This is a genomic window from Pseudomonas sp. LRF_L74, from assembly GCF_965644255.1.
Classification (GTDB): domain Bacteria; phylum Pseudomonadota; class Gammaproteobacteria; order Pseudomonadales; family Pseudomonadaceae; genus Aquipseudomonas.
The window spans coordinates 444024-462124 of sequence record NZ_CBFFRH010000001.1; the positions used below are offsets into that span (position 1 = coordinate 444024).

Annotated in this window: 17 protein-coding genes; 9 read left to right on the forward strand and 8 right to left on the reverse strand. The window is 64.0% G+C overall.

What is annotated here, in order from left to right:
• Nucleotides 1-71: 71 nt before the first annotated feature.
• The 4 genes from pstA to ACSZPK_RS02125 all read right to left on the reverse strand — a co-directional run bounded on the left by pstA (nucleotide 72) and on the right by ACSZPK_RS02125 (nucleotide 6637).
• Entirely contained in the window at nucleotides 72-1685 is a 1614-nt protein-coding gene (gene pstA, locus ACSZPK_RS02110; RefSeq protein ID WP_437880262.1) for a phosphate ABC transporter permease PstA, read from the reverse strand.
• A 66-nt stretch (nucleotides 1686-1751) separates the two neighbouring features.
• Nucleotides 1752-3728, reverse strand: coding sequence for an ABC transporter permease subunit (locus ACSZPK_RS02115; protein WP_437880263.1), 1977 nt, complete (start codon nucleotides 3726-3728; stop codon nucleotides 1752-1754).
• A 458-nt stretch (nucleotides 3729-4186) separates the two neighbouring features.
• Entirely contained in the window at nucleotides 4187-5155 is a 969-nt protein-coding gene (locus ACSZPK_RS02120; RefSeq protein WP_437879738.1) for a PstS family phosphate ABC transporter substrate-binding protein, read from the reverse strand.
• 189 nt (nucleotides 5156-5344) lie between these two features.
• Complete coding sequence (locus ACSZPK_RS02125) at nucleotides 5345-6637, reverse strand: MFS transporter (protein ID WP_437879739.1); 1293 nt, start codon at nucleotides 6635-6637, stop codon at nucleotides 5345-5347.
• 224 nt (nucleotides 6638-6861) lie between these two features.
• Between ACSZPK_RS02125 and ACSZPK_RS02130 the strand changes: the two genes are divergently transcribed.
• Both ACSZPK_RS02130 and ACSZPK_RS02135 read left to right on the forward strand, forming a co-directional pair.
• Nucleotides 6862-7260: an acyl-CoA thioesterase gene (locus tag ACSZPK_RS02130; protein ID WP_437879740.1), complete on the forward strand. Its 399-nt coding sequence runs from the start codon at nucleotides 6862-6864 to the stop codon at nucleotides 7258-7260.
• A 254-nt stretch (nucleotides 7261-7514) separates the two neighbouring features.
• A complete protein-coding gene (locus tag ACSZPK_RS02135) occupies nucleotides 7515-8426 on the forward strand; it encodes a D-hexose-6-phosphate mutarotase (protein ID WP_437879741.1) in 912 nt (303 codons plus the stop codon).
• Between the two features lie 155 nt (nucleotides 8427-8581).
• Here ACSZPK_RS02135 and ACSZPK_RS02140 read toward each other — a convergent pair whose 3' ends face one another.
• Nucleotides 8582-9127, reverse strand: a complete 546-nt coding sequence (locus ACSZPK_RS02140; RefSeq protein ID WP_437879742.1) for a DUF3299 domain-containing protein — start codon at nucleotides 9125-9127, stop codon at nucleotides 8582-8584.
• A gap of 557 nt (nucleotides 9128-9684) precedes the next feature.
• Between ACSZPK_RS02140 and ACSZPK_RS02145 the strand changes: the two genes are divergently transcribed.
• A complete protein-coding gene (locus tag ACSZPK_RS02145) occupies nucleotides 9685-10083 on the forward strand; it encodes a DUF6795 domain-containing protein (RefSeq protein ID WP_437879743.1) in 399 nt (132 codons plus the stop codon).
• A gap of 30 nt (nucleotides 10084-10113) precedes the next feature.
• Nucleotides 10114-11265 (forward strand): lipase family protein, encoded by a 1152-nt coding sequence (locus ACSZPK_RS02150; RefSeq protein WP_437879744.1) that lies wholly within the window; start codon nucleotides 10114-10116, stop codon nucleotides 11263-11265.
• Between the two features lie 65 nt (nucleotides 11266-11330).
• On the opposite strand, the gene ACSZPK_RS02155 is transcribed toward ACSZPK_RS02150, so the two are convergent.
• From ACSZPK_RS02155 to purE, 3 genes are all read right to left on the reverse strand, one after another.
• Nucleotides 11331-11579, reverse strand: a complete 249-nt coding sequence (locus ACSZPK_RS02155; protein ID WP_437879745.1) for a GlsB/YeaQ/YmgE family stress response membrane protein — start codon at nucleotides 11577-11579, stop codon at nucleotides 11331-11333.
• A gap of 77 nt (nucleotides 11580-11656) precedes the next feature.
• A complete protein-coding gene (locus ACSZPK_RS02160) occupies nucleotides 11657-12739 on the reverse strand; it encodes a 5-(carboxyamino)imidazole ribonucleotide synthase (protein WP_437879746.1) in 1083 nt (360 codons plus the stop codon).
• 3 nt (nucleotides 12740-12742) lie between these two features.
• On the reverse strand, nucleotides 12743-13234 hold the full coding sequence (gene purE / locus ACSZPK_RS02165; protein WP_437879747.1) for a 5-(carboxyamino)imidazole ribonucleotide mutase: 492 nt from the start codon (nucleotides 13232-13234) through the stop codon (nucleotides 12743-12745).
• Nucleotides 13235-13493: 259 nt separating this feature from the next.
• Here purE and adhP point away from each other — a divergent pair, with 259 nt between their 5' ends.
• The 5 genes from adhP to ACSZPK_RS02190 all read left to right on the forward strand — a co-directional run bounded on the left by adhP (nucleotide 13494) and on the right by ACSZPK_RS02190 (nucleotide 18077).
• Nucleotides 13494-14516, forward strand: coding sequence for an alcohol dehydrogenase AdhP (gene adhP / locus ACSZPK_RS02170; RefSeq protein ID WP_437879748.1), 1023 nt, complete (start codon nucleotides 13494-13496; stop codon nucleotides 14514-14516).
• A gap of 368 nt (nucleotides 14517-14884) precedes the next feature.
• Nucleotides 14885-15793 (forward strand): glutamate/aspartate ABC transporter substrate-binding protein, encoded by a 909-nt coding sequence (locus tag ACSZPK_RS02175; protein WP_437879749.1) that lies wholly within the window; start codon nucleotides 14885-14887, stop codon nucleotides 15791-15793.
• A 141-nt stretch (nucleotides 15794-15934) separates the two neighbouring features.
• A complete protein-coding gene (locus ACSZPK_RS02180) occupies nucleotides 15935-16681 on the forward strand; it encodes an amino acid ABC transporter permease (RefSeq protein ID WP_437879750.1) in 747 nt (248 codons plus the stop codon).
• Complete coding sequence (locus ACSZPK_RS02185; RefSeq protein WP_437879751.1) at nucleotides 16678-17346, forward strand: amino acid ABC transporter permease; 669 nt, start codon at nucleotides 16678-16680, stop codon at nucleotides 17344-17346. The genes ACSZPK_RS02180 and ACSZPK_RS02185 overlap by 4 nt, the downstream gene beginning before the upstream one ends.
• Entirely contained in the window at nucleotides 17343-18077 is a 735-nt protein-coding gene (locus tag ACSZPK_RS02190; RefSeq protein ID WP_437879752.1) for an amino acid ABC transporter ATP-binding protein, read from the forward strand. Before ACSZPK_RS02185 ends, ACSZPK_RS02190 begins: the two co-directional genes overlap by 4 nt.
• Nucleotides 18078-18101: the final 24 nt, after the last annotated feature.

Sequence of the window (18101 nt, forward strand, 5' to 3'; positions counted from 1 at the left end):
AGCGGCAGGCTGCAAGCTACGTGCTACAAGCCGGAGCCGCCTTGCGTGCGGCTCGCGGCTTGCAACTGCTGTTAATGGTCCAGCGCCTTGTACTTCTCGCGCAGGTGATTGCGGATGTAGACCGCACTGAGGTTCAACAGGGCGATCACCAGCACCAGCAGCAACGCGGTGGCGTACACCAGCGGTCGGGCGGCCTCGACGTTGGGGCTCTGGAAGCCGACGTCGTAGATGTGGAAGCCCAGGTGCATGATCTTCTGGTCGAGGTGCAGGTAGGGGTAGTTGCCATCCACCGGCAGCGCCGGGGCCAGCTTGACCACGCCGACCAGCATCAGCGGCGCCACTTCGCCGGCGGCACGCGCCACGGCGAGGATCAAGCCGGTCATCATCGCCGGGCTGGCCATCGGCAACACCACTTTCCACAGGGTCTCGGCCTTGGTCGCACCGAGCGCCAGGGAACCTTCGCGCAGCGCCCGCGGGATGCGCGCCAGGCCTTCCTCGGTGGCGACGATCACCACCGGCACGGCGAGCAGCGCCAGGGTCAGCGAGGCCCACATCAGGCCGGGGGTACCGAAGGTCGGCGCCGGGAACGACTCGGGGAAGAACATGCGGTCGAGCGAGCCGCCCAGCACGTAGACGAAGAAGCCCAGGCCGAACACGCCGTAGACGATCGCCGGGACGCCAGCCAGGTTGTTGACCGCGATACGGATCAGGCGCGTCACCGGGCCCTGCTTGGCGTATTCGCGCAGGTAGATCGCCGCGAGCACGCCGAACGGGGTGACGATCACCGCCATGATCAGGGTCATCATCACGGTGCCGAAGATGGCCGGGAAGATACCGCCCTCGGTGTTCGCCTCGCGCGGCTCGTCGCTGACGAACTCCCACAGCTTGGCGAAGTAGAAGCTGAGTTTCTGCGGCGTCGACATGGCGTTCGGCTGGAAGGCCCGCACCACCTTGCCCAGGCTGACCTCGACCTCGCGTCCGTCGACGGTGCGCAGGGTCACGCTGTCGCGGTTGAACGCACCGTTCAGCTCGGCCAGCCTGGCCTCCAGCACCTTGTACTCGGCATCCAGCTCGGCGCGACGGGCAGCCAGGTCGGCTTCGGCGGCGGCATCCAGGCGCTTGCCCAGTTCCAGCTTGCGCCGCTCCAGACGCAGGCGCTCCAGGCCATGGTTGATGCCACCGATGTCCTTCTTCTGCAGGTCCTGGATCTGCGTGTACAGGCCATCGACGCGGGCGATGCGCTGCTGCAACTCATTCCAGGCGCCATCGCCGCTGGCGACCACGCGCCCGCTTTCCTTGACGCTGGCCAGGTAGCCGTAGAAGTTGCCCCACTCGCGGCGCTCCATGACCACCAGGTTCTTCGGCGTGCGCGGGTTGCTCGCCCATTCGGCGACGATCCAGCTGAAGTCGGAGCCGAACTCGCGGTTGCCGACCTTCATCAGCTCGCGGGTCATGAACTCGCCGCCATTGACGTCGACCGGCAGGCCGGCGGCGGCGAGGCGTGCGCGTGGCACCTGCTCCTCCTCGACCAATTCTCCCGCCAGGGTGCGCGACTCTTCGCCAGGCACCTGATAGGTCGCCTCGATCACGTCGGCCGGCCAGAAGTGCGCCAGGCCACGGCTGGCGATCACCGCCAGCAGGCCGACGGTCATGATCACTGCAATGGACACGCCACCGCCGGTCATCCAGACCCAGGGCGAGCCACTCTTGAACCAGGATTTCAAATTCTGCTGTTTCACGGATAGCTACCCTTAGAGCGACGCGTATTTCTTGCGCAGGCGAGTACGGATCATCTCCGCCAGCGTGTTCATCACGAAGGTGAAGGACAGCAGCACCAGCGCGGCCAGGAACAGCACGCGGTAGTGGCTGCTACCGACTTCCGACTCGGGCATTTCCACCGCCACGTTGGCGGCCAGGGTGCGCAGGCCCTCGAAGATGTTGATGTCCATGATCGGCGTGTTGCCGGTGGCCATCAGCACGATCATGGTCTCGCCCACCGCGCGGCCCATGCCGATCATCAGCGCCGAGAAGATGCCCGGGCTGGCGGTCAGGATCACCACCCGGGTCAGGGTCTGCCACGGCGTGGCGCCGAGGGCCAGGGAGCCGAAGGTGAGGCTCTTCGGCACACTGAACACGGCGTCTTCGGCGATCGAGAAGATGTTCGGGATCACCGCGAAGCCCATGGCCAGGCCGACCACCAGGGCGTTGCGCTGGTCGAAGGCGATGCCCAGGTCATTGGCCAGCCAGCCGCGCATGTCGCCACCGAAGAACAGGTTCTCCATGTGGCCGCTCATGCCCAGCGAGAAGGCGCCGACCAGCAGGATCACCGGGATCAGCAGCGCCGCTTCCCAGCCATCCGGGATCATCAGGCGGATCTTCTCGGGCAGGCGGCTCCAGGCGAACGCGGCGACCAGGATGCCGACCGGCGTCAGCAGCAGCAGGCTGAAGATGCCCGGCAGGTGGCCTTCGACATAGGGCGCGAGGAACAGGCCGGCGAAGAAACCGAGGATCACCGTCGGCAGCGCTTCCATCAGTTCGATCACCGGCTTGACCTTGCGGCGCATCGCCGGGGCCATGAAGTAGGCGGTGTAGATCGCCGCGCAGATGGCCAGCGGAGCGGCCAGGAGCATGGCGTAGAACGCGGCTTTCAGGGTGCCGAAGGTCAGCGGCGCGAGGCTCAGCTTGGGTTCGAAGTCGGTGTTGGCCGAGGTCGATTGCCAGACGTATTTCGGCTGGTCGTAGCTCTCGTACCAGACCTTGCCCCACAACGAGCTCCAGGAGATTTCCGGGTGCGGGTTGTCGATCACGAAGCGCTGCAGCTTGCCGTTGGACTCGACCAGCACGCGGTTGGCGCGCGGCGACAGGGCGCCAACCGCGACGCCATCGGCGACCTGCTGGGTCAGCAGGGTACGGCCGGCGGTGCTGTGGAAGATACCGAGGACGCCTTTGTCGTCCAGGGCCAGGAAACCCTTGCGCCGCTCCTCCGGGAGAATCTGGGTAATGGCGCTGCCGGCATCCAGGTTGAAGCCACGGATGCGCGTCAACACCGCCTTACCGTCGTCATCACGGACCATGAACCACTGGGCGATGCCGCCCTTGCTGTCACCGACCATCAGCGAAATGCCGCCCAGCAGCGGGCTGACCGCGCTGACCTCGGCGTCGCCGTCGAGCAGTTTGTAGCGGCCATTGAGGGTTTTGCCGCGCAGGTCGAAAACGTCGGCGGTGGCCTTGCCGTTGATCACGTACAACCACTGCTGGCGTGGGTCGATGACCATGGCCTTGATCGGCTCGGCGATCTGCGGCAGGGCGATGCGCGTCTCGTCGAGGCTGACCTCGCCGGTCATCAGGTTTTCTTCGCGGCTGATCGACAACAGATGCAGCTCAGCACCGGTGGAAGCACTGACCATCACGGTGTCGCCGTTCTCGCTGAGCGCCACGTGCTCGAGCGGGCGGCCCTGCTCGTCGAGGGTCAGCGGCTTGTCGCCGAACGGATAGACCAGCGTCGGGTTGATGGTCTTGACGTTGTCCGGGTAGGTGACCTTGTAGTCGTGCTGGAACACCAGTGCCTGGCCGTTGGACAGGCCCAGCACCACGCGGCGGCTGCCGGGCTGGTCCTGGCCGACCGAGGCGATCTTCGCGCCGGCGGGCAAGGGCAGGGCGACGCTGCTCAGCGCATTGCCATCCTTGAGGGTGAAGAACTGTACCTGGCCGTTGTCGCCCAGGCGCATGGCGACCTGGTTCTGCTCCTCGACGGCGAGCAGCAGGGCTTCGCTCTGCCCCGCGAGCCAGGCCGGCTGCTGCGCATCGCGGGCAGTCAGGTCGGCGCCGGAGAAGATCGGCATGACCACGTGGGCCAGGTAGAAGAAAATCAGGGTAATCGCACCCAGTACCGCGAGCCCGCCGATCGACACGTACCAACGTGTCAGGCGGTCCTTGAACGCGCGTACGCGTCGCTTGCGCTTCAGCGCCGGGGTGTTGAAATCCAGCCGTTGGCTGCTGTTCGAAGGAGCGTTCATGGGAGCGTTGGCCAGGTCGTTCATGCGGGTTCTCCGGACACGAGTGTCTCGCGCCCCGGGAAAGTGAGCAGGAATCTAACGATCTTGTGTGACAGAAACATTACAGCGCGTTGGCGCGACGACGCCCGCCGCCTCCATGGAAGCAGCGGGCGCGCATCATCCAGGTTCTCTTAGAGGCCCAGGTCCTGGCGAGTCTTCTCGACTACCTTGTTAGGCAGCGGGATGTAGCCGTCCTTGACCACGACTTCCTGGCCCTGCTTGGACAGGATCATCTTCACGAACTCGGCTTCCAGCGGGTCCAGCGGCTTGTTCGGCGCCTTGTTCACGTAGATGTAGAAGAAGCGGGCCAGCGGGTATTTGCCCGACAGCGCGTTGGTTTCGTTGGCTTCTTCGACTTCGCCCTTCTTGTTGACCAGGGGAACGGCGCGCACGCTGGCGGTGCGGTAGCCGATGCCCGAGTAACCGATGGCGTTGACGGTGCTGGAGATCGACTGGACCACCGAGGCCGAACCCGGCTGCTCGTTGACGTTGGCCTTGAAGTCGCCTTTGCACAGGGCTTCTTCCTTGAAGTAGCCGTAGGTGCCGGATACCGAGTTACGACCGAACAGCTGGACAGGCTTGGCCGCCCACTCGCCGGTCAGGCCCAGGTCGCCCCAGGTCTTGGCATCCTTGGCTTCGCCGCACAGACGGGTGCTGGAGAAGATGGCGTCGACCTGGGCAATGGTCAGTTGCTTGATCGGGTTGTCCTTGTGCACGAACACGGCCAGGGCGTCGATGGCGACCGGCACGGCGGTCGGCTTGTAGCCGTACTTCTGCTCGAAGGCTTGCAGTTCGCTGTCCTTCATGGAACGGGACATCGGGCCGAGGTTGGCAGTGCCTTCGGTCAGGGCGGGCGGCGCGGTGGAGGAGCCGGCGGCCTGGATCTGGATGTTCACGTTCGGGTAGAGGTGCTTGTAGCCCTCGGCCCACAGGGTCATCAGGTTGGCCAGGGAGTCGGAACCGACGCTGGACAGGTTACCCGATACACCGGAAGTCTTTTCGTAGGCCGGGATGGCCGGATCGACAGCAGCAACCGCACTGGCGGTGGCGACGCCAGCGGCGACGAAAGTCATGGCCGCCATCAAACGCTTCAGTTTCATGCCTTGCTCCTGGGAGGAGTGAGTGTTGGTTTGGATCGGGGGCCAGTATCGACAGGCCGTATGAACACTCTATGACCCCAATGTGACAGTTAGATGAATTGCCACTACACCCGGCCGGAGCCGGATCGCCGCCATCGACGCCGTTTCAACACCCGTAATCAGTGAGGACCCTGCCCAGTCAGGCCACCGTCAACGACTCCCGGCACGCAGATAGACGCCCACCAGAACCGCCACCCCGCACAACAAGCCAACGTAATAGGCAGGGCCGAGCGGGTCCCACTTCATCAGCAGCGACACCACCATCGGCGTCAGCCCGCCGAAGATGGCATAGGCCAGGTTGTAGGAGAACGACAGGCCGGTGAAGCGCACCGCCGCCGGGAAGGCCTTGACCATCACGAACGGCACCGCGCCGATGGTGCCGACGAACAGGCCGGTCAACGCATACAGCGGGAACAGCCACTCGCGATGCACGTTGACGCTGGTGTAGAAACTCCAGGCGCTGAGCCCCAGCAGCAAGCCGCCGACGACGAAGACACGCCCGGCGCCGAAACGGTCGGCCAGGGCCCCGGAAGCGATGCAGCCCACGGTCAGGCACAGGATCGCCAGGCTGTTGGCCTTCAGCGCGGTAGCGGCATCGAAGCCGTAGAACGGCGATTGCAGCACCGTGGGCGTCATCAGGATCACCACCACGATGCCCGCCGAGAGCACCCAGGTCAGCAGCATCGACACCACGACTGCGCTGCCGTGGCCGCGTACCACGGTCTTCAGCGGGATCTCGTCGGCCAGCGCCTTGCGCTGCTGCAACTCGGCGAACACCGGCGTCTCGTGCAGCCAGCGGCGCAGGTACACGGAAAACAGGCCGAACACGCCGCCAACCAGGAACGGTACGCGCCAGGCCCACTCCTTCACCTCGGCCGGGGTGTACAGGGTGTTGATCAGCGTCGCCATCAGCGAACCGAGGAGGATGCCGAAGGTCAGACCGGAGGTCAGGGTGCCGCAGGCATAGCCGACATGGCGATCCGGCACGTGCTCGGCGACGAACACCCAGGCGCCCGGCACTTCACCACCGATGGCCGCGCCCTGGATGACGCGCAGCAGGAGCAGCGCCAGCGGCGCGAGGATGCCAATCTGCTCGTAGGTCGGCAGCAGGCCCATCAGCAAGGTCGGCACGGCCATCATGAAGATGCTCAGGGTGAACATCTTCTTGCGCCCCAGCAGGTCGCCGAAATGCGCCATGACGATGCCGCCGAGCGGGCGGGCCAGGTAGCCGGCGGCGAAGATGCCGAAGGTCTGGATCTGGCGCAGCCAGTCGGGCATGTCGGCGGGGAAGAACAGCCCGCCCACCACCGTGGCGAAGAACACGAAGATGATGAAGTCGTAGAACTCCAGTGCACCACCGAGAGCGGAGAGAGACAGGGTTTTGTAATCGCTGCGCGTCAGCGGGCGTACCGCGGGCACAGTGCTATAAGGCACGGAAGACATGTCGGCATTCTTTCTTCTTGGAGGGAAAAAGCGAAAAAAGCGGCAGCACGATAGCAAAATGCGCCGTATTGCACGACAAATAAGGCCTGGCCGGTCGTCGCCGCTATTGACGACCGATATACTGGCGCCCGCGCCAGGCCGTTTCGCTGAAAATTTGTGCACAGGTTTTGCTTGCAACGAAAGCTGTGCAGAATTTTTCAACGATAAGAACTCAAGGCCTACCCATGATCGAGCTTGAACAGGAAGACCCCATCCCGCAGGGCGACCTTGCCCTGCAGATCGTCGCGCTGCCCCGGGAAACCAACGGTTTCGGCGATATCTACGGCGGCTGGCTGGTCTCGCAGATGGACATCGCCGGCACTGCCATGGCCAGCAAGATAGCCGGTGGCCGCGTGGCGACCGTGGCTATCGATCGCATGGCCTTCCTGGTGCCGGTGCCGGTCGGCGCCCAGCTTTCCTTCTATACCCAGACCCTGGAGATCGGCCGCAGCTCGATCCAGATGCTGGTCGAGGTCTGGAGCGACGATCCGCTGTCCAGCGAGTGGCGTAAAGTCACCGAAGCGGTGTTCGTTTTCGTTGCCATCGACGGCAGCGGCCGCACCCGTCCGGTACCACGCCGCTGAAGCGTATCGATAGGTAACGGCGACGGGCAGGACGTTTCGGTTTACCGTCACGCCCGCGAAGGCGCGAACCTCTTTTGGATTACTCCCCTCCGGGCCGGCGCAAGCGCTGTTCAGCGATGGAGCCGCTGTCCCGCCTTCGCGGGAGTGGCGACGGTCGTAGTTTGCCGCATACACCGCCTGTGCCCTCCTGACCGGGAACTCCCATCACGCCAGCAGGACGAAGCTGGCTCTGCCATATGCCAAGGAGCGTTGCAATGAACACTGAATCCCGCCAGCCGCAGGTTGAGCGCGTCGAACTCGGCGAACTGGTCTGCTGGCGTGTACAGCGTGGCGATACCGAGTTGCTGGTCGCCCAGCAAGGCGCGCAGGTGCTGCGTTATCAGCGCGCCGGCGAGCCGCCGTTGATCTGGCTCAGCGAGGAAGCCATCTATGCGCGCGGCCAGTCGGTACGCGGTGGCGTGCCGGTGTGCTGGCCCTGGTTCGGTGACCTCAAGCGCAACCCGCAGGCGGTGCAGGCGATGCATGCCGCTGTCGAGGCGGCGCCTGCCCACGGTGGCGTGCGCAACCTGGACTGGCAACTGCACGGCGTCGACAGCCGCGCCGACGGGGTCAAGCTGAGCTTTCTCTTCGACAACCTGGAAACCCCGCTGCCGGGCTGGCCCCACGACGTCGAGCTGCAGCTGGACATCCGCCTGGACGAGCACCTGCACCTGAGCCTCACCAGCCGTAACCTCGGGGCGCAGCCGGTGGTGCTGAGCCAGGCGCTGCACACCTATTTCGCGGTCAGCGATATTCACGCGGTCAGCGTCAGCGGCCTGCACGGCACGCGCTATATCGAAACCCTGGACGACTGGCAGGAACGCCGCCAGGACGGAGCCGTGCACTTCGCGGGCGAGACCGACCGCATCTACCTCGACACACCGTCACGCCTGAGCATTCACGATCGCGATTGGCAGCGCACCCTGCACCTGGACGCCAGCGGCTCGCGCTCGGCGGTGGTGTGGAACCCCTGGGTCGACAAGGCCAAGCGCCTTTCCGCCTTCGCCGACGACGCCTGGCAGCGCATGCTCTGCATCGAGACCGCCAACGTCTGGGACGACTGCATCAGCCTGGCGCCGGGGCAGCGGCATACGCTGGAATTGACGCTGTCGAGCGAGAGGGCTTAGAACCTGTTCACGATCTCGCGAGCTAGAGCAAAACAGGGGCGAAAGTGGCCGAGGAAGCAGAGTTTACGAGCTGTAAATGAGCATTCCGAGGTCGCTTTCAACCTTGTTTGGCCGACGCGCAGCAGATCGTGAGGCTGCACAGGAAGGCTGTGGCCTTATAGATCCGCATCCTCGACCAGCCTGACCATGCCCGCATCGATGGCATAGGCGGCATCGGCCAGGTCGTTGCTGACCTGCTCGATCTTCAGCGGGCCTTCGACCCAGATCGGTGCGTAGATATCGTCGAGGCGAATACCCTTGGGGTAGCGCACCAGGACGATCTGGTTCGGCGGTGGCGGCGGCACATGGATGCAGGCGCCCGGATACGGCACCAGGAAGAACAGGGTCGCGCGGCCCTTGGCATCGGTCTCCAGCGGCACCGGATAACCACCCAGGCGCAGCTTCTTGCCATCCAGCGACTTCACGGTCTTGGCCGAGTACATCACCTCGGGCAGTTTCTTGTCGGTCTGCTTCAGGCCGCCGTTCTTGTTGGTGAAGGTGCCATTGGCCTCCGGCGTGTCATGGCTGATCTCCGGCATCTGCTCCAGCGCCTTGCGATCGGCAGGCGGCATCAGCTCCAGCCAATCGGTTTCCGGCAGTTCGGCACGGGCGAAAGCCAGGGCGCTGCATAGCAGCAGGGGGAAGAGCGGAAAGAAGCGCATGAACGGCGGCACTCGAGAAGGGGCTGGGAAAACGGCGCATAGCTTAGCGAGCGGCCGACGCGCTTCCCAGCCCCGCCCGGCAGGAATTCTATCGCTCATGAGCGAGCGAACTTCTGCGCATGAGCAGGTCAAACGGGCGCGGAAGCGAATCAGCCAGGGTGCGAACGTGCGCAAAATTCCTCTCGGACAGCCTCGCTATACTGCACCACCTCTCATGAGTCGAGCCAGGAACGGGCGTGAAACGAAAACTCTTGCCGAGCAGCATGCTGGCGATCGGGCCACTGGCCCAGGGGCATGCCATGCGAGGAATGGATACCAAGGGCACGTGCACCCGGCACGGCCACGACGGTCAAGCGGCACAGCCCGGGCTCGTCTGCGGGCTTGCCGGTGAGCCGGGGCCAACGCTTCGGCCAGCCAGGAGAAGAACAATGAGCCAGACGACCGGAAACCTCCCCCACCCAGAGCAGCCCTCGGCGCACAAGGCCCGCATGCACCTGCGCAAAGCCCTCTCATGCTGTGCACTGCTTCTGCTCGGACTATTCATACAGGAGCCTGCCATGGCCAAGACGCTTTATCTGTTTTCCGAAGTGCAGGGCACCGTATTGCTCGGTGGACAACCCGTCGAAGGTGTCGAGATCGAGCAGGAGTATCACTGGCACTGGAAGAACGAACATCGCAAGAACAACGTGAAGACGACCGCCGACGGGCGTTTCCACTTCCCGGCGGTCACCGCCAAATCGCTGACTGCCGGCTTCATTCCGCACGAGCCGGTCGTTGGCCAGCGCATCACCCTGCGCTACCAGGGCAAGGTGCACAAGGGCTGGGTCTTCACCAAGCACAACTATGACGATCAGGGCGAGGTAAAAGGCCGCGCGCTGACGTTCACCTGTGAGCTGAACGACGAACCGGTCGCTCACCCGGAAACGGAAACCTTTGGAATCTGCGTCCTGCAGTGACTTTCCCCAACGAACCAGAAGGACCCGGTTGTGAACCCCCTGAGCCCCAAGCAATCAGCCCAGCTTGCCACCCATGTCTACTCCATCAAAGATGCCGTCATGTCCTCGATGGATGGCGTCGCGGATGAAGCCGCTCGCCTGGGACTGGCCAACTCGTTCGACTTCTCCGACCTGAAGGTCGCCAACGGCACCAGTGGCGCCCTCATCCGCACCAAGACCGGTTTCGCCTATGCCCTCAATGGCGTGGGCGGCCGCCAGGGAGAAATGCTGCTGGCGTTTCGCGGAACCGATAGCGGCGCGGACGTGCTGACCGACCTCAACGCAGGCTTGCAACGCGGCCCGAGCACCTGGCCCGTGCATGCCGGCTTCAACGAAACCTTCAACTCCCTGCGCGGCGAACTGGACTCGTTCATGCGCGGGCGCAACCCAAGCACCGTGCACTGTGTCGGCCACAGCCTGGGCGGTGCCCTGGCGACCCTGGCGGCCGATCACCTCAGCGAGCTGGGCGTGGCGGGCATCAAGCTTTACACCTTCGGTTCGCCGCGTGTGGGCGTGGCCGGTTTTTCCCGCCACCTGAGCCAGAAGCTGGGTAGCAAGAATATCTACCGGGTCTTCCACAGCGCCGACCCGGTGAGCATGGTGCCGATCTTCCCGTTCCAGCATGTGCCCGTCGATGGCAATATCTGCATGATTCCCTGGAAAGGCGCCCTGATCAGCGGCAACGCCCATCGCATGACCCAATACCTGCCAGCGATCGGCAACACCTCCTGGGCCGGCCTGTATCGCAACCCGGAGCCACCCTTGGCAGGAGACATCGAGCTCTGGCTGGAAAGCGCCAGCTACGGCAGCACCATGTTCTCGGCGGCGACGTTGTGGATGATATCCAGGGCCATGCAATACCTGCTGAAGAAGGCGGCCAATGTCATCGTCGGCAGCGTGATCACGGTCGGCATGACCGTCCTCGACCAGGTTGCCAGCCTCCTCGTGCAGGGCGCCCAGCTCTGCAAGGACATCAGCGATTCGCTGCGCGCGCTGATCGCCAAGATCTTCAACTTCCTGGGCCGGGCGGTCCCCTCGACGGCGGACATCACAACGGCGTTTCTACGCTGGGTGCTCGACCTGCTGGGCAGGGCCGTGGTCAACATGGCTCGCCAGGCCATGCAACTCATCTACCGCGCCTGAAGAACAAAAGCGCCGAAGACTGGGCCATCAGCCTTCGGCGCTTCTGATTAGAGGTGCTTGCGCAGTCAGCTCTTCTTGCTGACCAGTCCCCAGATCACCAGCAGGATCACCGCGCCAACCACGGCACCGATGAAGCCAGCGCCCTCGCCCGCCTGGTAGATACCCAGTGCCTGGCCGCCGTAGGTGGCCGCCAGCGAGCCGCCGATGCCGAGCAGGATGGTCATGATCCAGCCCATGCTGTCGTCGCCCGGCTTGAGGAAGCGGGCGATCAGGCCGACGATGAAACCGATGATGATGGTGCCGATAATGCCCATGGGGCGTACTCCTGGAAATTGAAAAAGGCGCGCCATCAGGGCGCGCCTTGTTCAGACCGTAGCGAAGCGCTACAGGTTCAGCCTTTGATCAACGCCTGCACGTCGGCGATGCGAGCATCGAGGGTCACGCGATCCTTGCAGCGCAGGGTGGCGTGGCCGACCTTGCGTCCGGCCTTGAAGGCCTTTCCGTAGTGATGCAGGTGGCAGTCGTCGATGGCGATCACCTTGTCCACCGCCGGCACCTCGCCGAGGAAGTTGAGCATCGCGCTCTCGCCGACCTTGGCGGTCGAGCCCAACGGCAGCCCGGCCACGGCGCGCAGGTGGTTCTCGAACTGGCTGCACTCGGCGCCCTCGATGGTCCAGTGCCCGGAGTTGTGCACGCGCGGGGCGATTTCGTTGGCCTTGAGGCCACCATCGACCTCGAAGAATTCGAAGGCCAGCACGCCGACGTAGTCGAGCTTGCTCAGCACCCGGCCGACGTAGTCCTCGGCCAGTGCCTGCAACGGATGCGCGCTGCTGGCAATCGACAGTTCGAGCACACCGCCGACGTGGGTGTTGTGCACCAGCGGGTAGAAGCGCGTCTCGCCATCGCGACCGCGCACGGCGACCAGCGACACCTCGCCGGTGAACGGCACGAAGCCTTCGAGGATGCACGGCACACTGCCCAGTTCGGCGAAGGCGCCCGCCACATCCTCGGCCTGGCGCAGGACCTTCTGGCCCTTGCCGTCGTAGCCCAGGGTACGGGTCTTCATCACGGCCGGCAGGCCGATGCGGGCCACGGCGGCGTCGAGATCGGCCTGGGACTGGATGTCGGCGAATGCCGGGGTCGGGATGCCCAGGTCACGGAACATCGACTTCTCGAACCAACGGTCGCGGGCGATGCGCAAGGCCTCTGCACTCGGATAGACCGGCACGAACTGCGCGAGGAAGGCCACGGTCTCGGCCGGTACGCTTTCGAACTCGAAGGTCACCAGGTCGACTTCATCGGCCAGCTGGCGCAGGTGATCCTGGTCGCCATAGTCGGCACGGATGTGCTCGCCAAGGGCCTGGGCGCAGGCATCCGGCGCCGGATCAAGGAAGGCGAAGCCCATACCCAGCGGAGTACCCGCCAGGGCCAGCATGCGGCCGAGCTGGCCGCCACCGATGACGCCGATTTTCATCGCTCAGATCTCACGGGGATCAGGGTTGTCGAGAACGGTTTGGGTCTGTTCGTCACGGAATTTCTTCAGCGCGGCATGCAACTGCGGGTGTTGGTGGCCGAGGATGCTGGCGGCCAGCAGAGCGGCGTTGATCGCACCGGCCTTGCCGATGGCCAGGGTCGCCACGGGCACGCCGGCCGGCATCTGCACGATGGACAGCAGCGAGTCGACACCCGACAGCATGGACGATTGCACCGGCACGCCAAGTACCGGCAGGTGAGTCTTGGCGGCGCACATGCCGGGCAGGTGCGCGGCACCGCCGGCACCCGCGATGATCACCTGGATACCACGGCCCTCGGCCTGCTCGGCGTACTGGAACAGCAAGTCCGGGGTGCGGTGGGCGGAGACCACCTGCACTTCGTTGGGAATGCCGAGCTTGTCCAGCATGTCGACGGTGTGACTCAAGGTGCTCCAATCCGACTTGGAACCCATGATCACGCCAACCAATGCACTCATCGTCCTACCTCGATGGGAGCGCCCATTTCGCCGGGCGCATGCCGAAAATCAACAAGCCACGACGGATGCGTGGCTTGCGGGACCGGCGAGTATACCGAAGTAGGGTGGGGGTGTTTCAAGGAGCCGACAATCCGCGCTGCTCGTCCGAAAGAACAATGCCCTACTACTAAAGTCCAACCAACCTACGACTTCAGGTCAATGAAATGCCAAGGATATCCGTTTAGGGTTTGAAGAACCTGTCTAGAACGAGGGTTTCACCATGCAAAAGACCATGAAAGCCGCCGTCGTCCATACCTTCGGCGAACCCCTGCGCATCGAGGAAGTGAAAGTGCCATTGCCCGGCCAAGGGCAGATTCTGGTGAAGATCGAGGCCTCCGGCGTCTGCCATACCGACCTGCACGCCGCCGAAGGCGACTGGCCGGTGAAGCCGAGCCTGCCGTTCATTCCCGGCCACGAAGGCGTTGGCTACGTGGCGGCCGTCGGCAGCGGCGTGACCCGGATCAAGGAAGGCGACCGGGTCGGCGTGCCCTGGCTGTATACCGCCTGCGGTTGTTGCGAACACTGCCTGACGGGCTGGGAAACGCTCTGTGAAGGCCAGCAGAACACTGGCTACTCGATCAACGGTGGCTACGCCGAATACGTGCTGGCCGATCCAAACTATGTCGGCCTGCTACCGAAGAACGTCGAATTCACCGAGATCGCACCAATCCTCTGTGCCGGCGTGACCGTCTACAAAGGGCTCAAGGTCACCGGCGCGCGGCCGGGGCAGTGGGTGGCGATCTCCGGTATCGGCGGGCTCGGCCACGTCGCCGTGCAATATGCCAAGGCCATGGGCCTGCATGTGGCGGCCATCGATGTCGACGACAAGAAGCTGGAGCTGGCGAAGAAACTCGGCGCCAGCCTGACCGTCAACGCCCGTAACGAAGACCCGGCCGCCGTGCTGCAGAAAGAAATCGGCGGCGCGCATGGCGTGCTGGTCACCGCCGTGTCCAACAGCGCCTTCGGCCAGGCCATCGGCATGGCCCGTCGCGGCGGCACCGTGGCGCTCAATGGCCTGCCGCCGGGTGATTTCCCGACGCCGATCTTCGACGTGGTACTGCGCGCCATCAGCATCACCGGTTCCATCGTCGGCACCCGCGCCGATCTGCAGGAGGCGTTGGACTTCGCTGGCGAAGGGCTGGTCAAGGCGACCATCCACACCGACACGCTGGACAACATCAACCAGGTGTTCGAGCAGATGCGCGCCGGCAAGATCGAAGGGCGGATCGTCATGCAGCTGTAGGACAGCGGCCGGATTGAGGCGGGAGCGGACCTTACTGGTTTTGTTTAGCCGTCATTCCCGCGAAGGCGGGAATGACGGTCAAGGTGGGTCGGGCGTTCGTAGAACGTCCGCTCCTGCCTCATACCTGCCATCGATCCCCCCAGCACTCGTTCGGTTTTCCGAACGCCCTGCTCTTGAACAGTCGGCCCTCCGAACACCGACAGCTCTCCCGCACAATCTTAAAAACCAAAATATCCTTTTATTTCATATAGATAACCATTTAAAAAACCTCTGCAAAAACACTGGCACGTAACCTGCTCTACCCTTGTCGAAGACAGCTGCAAGCACTCCACGCTCGCGATGACAACAACAAGCAGAGGAATCGACTCATGCGTCTCGTCCCACGTATCCTGGCCGTCGCCGTGACTGCGGCACTGGTTTCCACTCCAGCACTGGCCGCCGAACTGACCGGCACCCTGAAGAAAATCAAGGACAGCGGCACCGTCACCCTCGGTCACCGCGACTCGTCCATCCCCTTCTCCTACTACGGCGACAGCGCCACCCAGCCGATCGGCTACTCCCATGACCTGCAGTTGAAAGTGGTCGAGGCGCTGAAGAAGGAACTCGATGCACCGGACCTCAAGGTTCGCTACAACCTGGTCACCTCGCAGACCCGCATCCCGCTGGTGCAGAACGGCACCGTCGACATCGAGTGCGGCTCCACCACCAACAACGTCGAGCGCCAGCGCCAGGTCGACTTCTCCGTCGGCATCTTCGAGGTCGGCACCCGTCTGCTGACCAAGAAGACCTCGGGCATCAACGACTTCGCCGACCTCAAGGGCAAGAACGTGGTGACCACCGCCGGCACCACCTCCGAGCGCCTGCTCAAGGCGATGAACGCCGAGAAGCAGTTGGGCATGAACGTGATTTCCGCCAAGGACCATGGCGAGTCGTTCCTGATGCTCGAATCCAACCGCGCCGTGGCCTTCATGATGGACGACGCGCTGCTCGCCGGCGAAATGGCCAAGGCCAAGAAGCCCGACGACTGGCACGTGGTCGGCACGCCGCAGTCGTTCGAGATCTACGGCTGCATGGTGCGCAAGGGTGACCCGGCGTTCAAGGCGGTGGTCGACAAGGCGATCAGCGCCACCTTCGCTTCCGGCGAGATCAACGGCATCTACGACAAGTGGTTCCAGCAGCCGGTACCGCCGAAAGGGCTGAACCTGAATTTCCCCATGAGCGAGCAACTGAAGAAGCTGATCGCCAGCCCCACCGACAAGTCTGCCGAGCAGCTTTGAGGTGACCCAGCCGCCGCACCCACAAGGTGCGGCGGCTGCGGGGAAACCGGGGGGCAACGCCTCCCATCTTTTCTCTCGGGAGCCCGTCGCGGGCCGTTCGCCGGACAGGCGCTCCCGGCTTTCCTTCAAGGGGAAACCCTCATGGATTACAACTGGGACTGGAGTATCTACTTCAAGTCCACCGGCATCGGCAGCGAAATCTACCTGGACTGGTTCATCTCCGGCCTGGGCTGGACCATCGCCATCGCCCTGGTCGGCTGGATCATCGCCTTCGCCCTGGGTTCGCTGCTCGGCGTGATGCGTACCCTGCCAGGCCGCTGGCTGCCGGGCATCGCCACCGCCTATGTGGAAATCTTCCGCAACGTACCGCTGCTGGTGCAGTTGTTCCTCTGGTACTACCTGGTGCCGGACCTGCTGCCCGAGCGCCTGAACACCTGGTTCTTCCAGGAACTCAGCCCGCAGGCCTCGGCCTATATCAGCGTGGTCATCTGCCTCGGCCTGTTCACCGCCGCCCGCGTCTGCGAGCAGGTGCGCACCGGCATCGAGGCCCTGCCGAAAGGCCAGACTTCGGCCGCCTACGCCATGGGTTTGCGCCTGCCGCAGATCTACAGCAACGTGCTGCTGCCCCAGGCCTACCGGATCATCATCCCGCCGCTGACCAGCGAGTTCCTCAACATCTTCAAGAACTCCTCGGTGGCGTCGCTGATCGGCCTCATGGAATTGCTGGCACAGACCAAGCAGACCGCCGAGTTCAGCGCCAACCTGTTCGAAGCCTTCACCCTGGCCACGCTGATCTACTTCACCCTGAACATGAGCCTGATGCTGATCATGCGTCTGATCGAGCGTAAGGTCGCCGTGCCCGGCCTGATTTCCGTGGGAGGCAAGTGATGGACTTCAGTCAGATCGTCCCCGCTCTGCCCAGCCTCTGGGAAGGCATGCTGGTGACCTTGCAGATCACCGTCCTCGGCGTGCTCGGCGGCGTGGTGCTCGGCACCCTGCTGGCATTGATGCGCATGTCGCACAACGCCGTGCTGTCGAAGATCGCCGCCACCTACGTCAACTACTTCCGCTCGATCCCGCTGCTGCTGGTTATCATCTGGTTCTACCTGGCGGTGCCCTACCTCCTGCGCTGGATCACCGGCCAGGACACCCCGGTCGGTGCGTTCACCTCATGCCTGGTGGCGTTCATCATGTTCGAGGCGGCGTACTTCTGCGAGATCGTGCGCGCCGGCATCCAGGCCATCCCGCGCGGGCAGATGGGCGCGGCCCAGGCCCTGGGCATGAGCTACGGCCAGACCATGCGCCTGATCATCCTGCCCCAGGCGTTCCGCAAGATGACCCCGCTGCTGCTGCAACAGAGCATCATCCTGTTCCAGGACACCTCGCTGGTCTACACCGTCGGCCTCATGGACTTCCTCAATACCGCCCGCTCGCGCGGCGATATCATCGGCAGCCCCCATGAATTCCTGATCTTCGCCGGTCTCGTCTACTTCATCGTCAGCTTCACCGCCTCGCGGCTGGTCAAGCTCCTGCAGAAAAGGTTAGCCGTATGATTTCCATCGACAAAGTGAACAAGTGGTACGGAAACTTCCAGGTGCTGACCGACTGCAGCACCGAGGTGAAGAAGGGCGAAGTGGTGGTGGTGTGCGGGCCGTCGGGCTCGGGCAAGTCGACCCTGATCAAGTGCGTGAATGCCCTGGAGCCGTTCCAGCAGGGCGACATCGTGGTCGACGGCACCTCCATCGCCGACAAGAAGACCAACCTGCCCAAGCTGCGCTCACGGGTCGGCATGGTGTTCCAGCACTTCGAGCTGTTTCCGCACCTGTCGATCACCGAGAACCTGACCATCGCCCAGGTCAAGGTACTCGGCCGCAGCAAGGCAGAAGCGACCAAGAAGGGCCTGGCCCTGCTCGAGCGCGTCGGCCTCAAGGAGCATGCGCACAAGCACCCCGGCCAGCTTTCCGGCGGCCAGCAGCAGCGCGTGGCCATCGCCCGCGCCCTGGCGATGGACCCGGTGGTGATGCTGTTCGACGAACCGACCTCGGCGCTCGACCCGGAGATGGTCAACGAGGTGCTCGACGTCATGGTGCAACTGGCCCACGAAGGCATGACCATGATGTGCGTGACCCACGAGATGGGCTTCGCGCGCAAGGTCGCCGACCGGGTGATCTTCATGGACGCCGGCAAGATCGTCGAGGACTGCCCGAAGGAAGAGTTCTTCGGTGACGTCAATGCCCGTTCGGAGCGCGCCCAGCAGTTCCTGGCGAAGATCCTGCAGCACTGATCGAAGCGCCTGCGCACGCGCAGG

Coding starts and splice junctions, on each gene's coding strand:
- ACSZPK_RS02155 (WP_437879745.1), bottom strand. CDS start 11,579: ATGGGCATTATCGGCACCATCATCATCGGTTTCATCGTCGGCCTGATC.
- pstA (WP_437880262.1), bottom strand. CDS start 1,685: ATGACCGGCGGTGGCGTGTCCATTGCAGTGATCATGACCGTCGGCCTG.
- adhP (WP_437879748.1), top strand. CDS start 13,494: ATGCAAAAGACCATGAAAGCCGCCGTCGTCCATACCTTCGGCGAACCC.
- ACSZPK_RS02160 (WP_437879746.1), bottom strand. CDS start 12,739: ATGAAAATCGGCGTCATCGGTGGCGGCCAGCTCGGCCGCATGCTGGCC.
- ACSZPK_RS02130 (WP_437879740.1), top strand. CDS start 6,862: ATGATCGAGCTTGAACAGGAAGACCCCATCCCGCAGGGCGACCTTGCC.
- purE (WP_437879747.1), bottom strand. CDS start 13,234: ATGAGTGCATTGGTTGGCGTGATCATGGGTTCCAAGTCGGATTGGAGC.
- ACSZPK_RS02145 (WP_437879743.1), top strand. CDS start 9,685: ATGGCCAAGACGCTTTATCTGTTTTCCGAAGTGCAGGGCACCGTATTG.
- ACSZPK_RS02190 (WP_437879752.1), top strand. CDS start 17,343: ATGATTTCCATCGACAAAGTGAACAAGTGGTACGGAAACTTCCAGGTG.
- ACSZPK_RS02175 (WP_437879749.1), top strand. CDS start 14,885: ATGCGTCTCGTCCCACGTATCCTGGCCGTCGCCGTGACTGCGGCACTG.
- ACSZPK_RS02115 (WP_437880263.1), bottom strand. CDS start 3,728: ATGCGCCTGGGCGACAACGGCCAGGTACAGTTCTTCACCCTCAAGGAT.
- ACSZPK_RS02135 (WP_437879741.1), top strand. CDS start 7,515: ATGAACACTGAATCCCGCCAGCCGCAGGTTGAGCGCGTCGAACTCGGC.
- ACSZPK_RS02125 (WP_437879739.1), bottom strand. CDS start 6,637: ATGTCTTCCGTGCCTTATAGCACTGTGCCCGCGGTACGCCCGCTGACG.
- ACSZPK_RS02180 (WP_437879750.1), top strand. CDS start 15,935: ATGGATTACAACTGGGACTGGAGTATCTACTTCAAGTCCACCGGCATC.
- ACSZPK_RS02120 (WP_437879738.1), bottom strand. CDS start 5,155: ATGAAACTGAAGCGTTTGATGGCGGCCATGACTTTCGTCGCCGCTGGC.
- ACSZPK_RS02140 (WP_437879742.1), bottom strand. CDS start 9,127: ATGCGCTTCTTTCCGCTCTTCCCCCTGCTGCTATGCAGCGCCCTGGCT.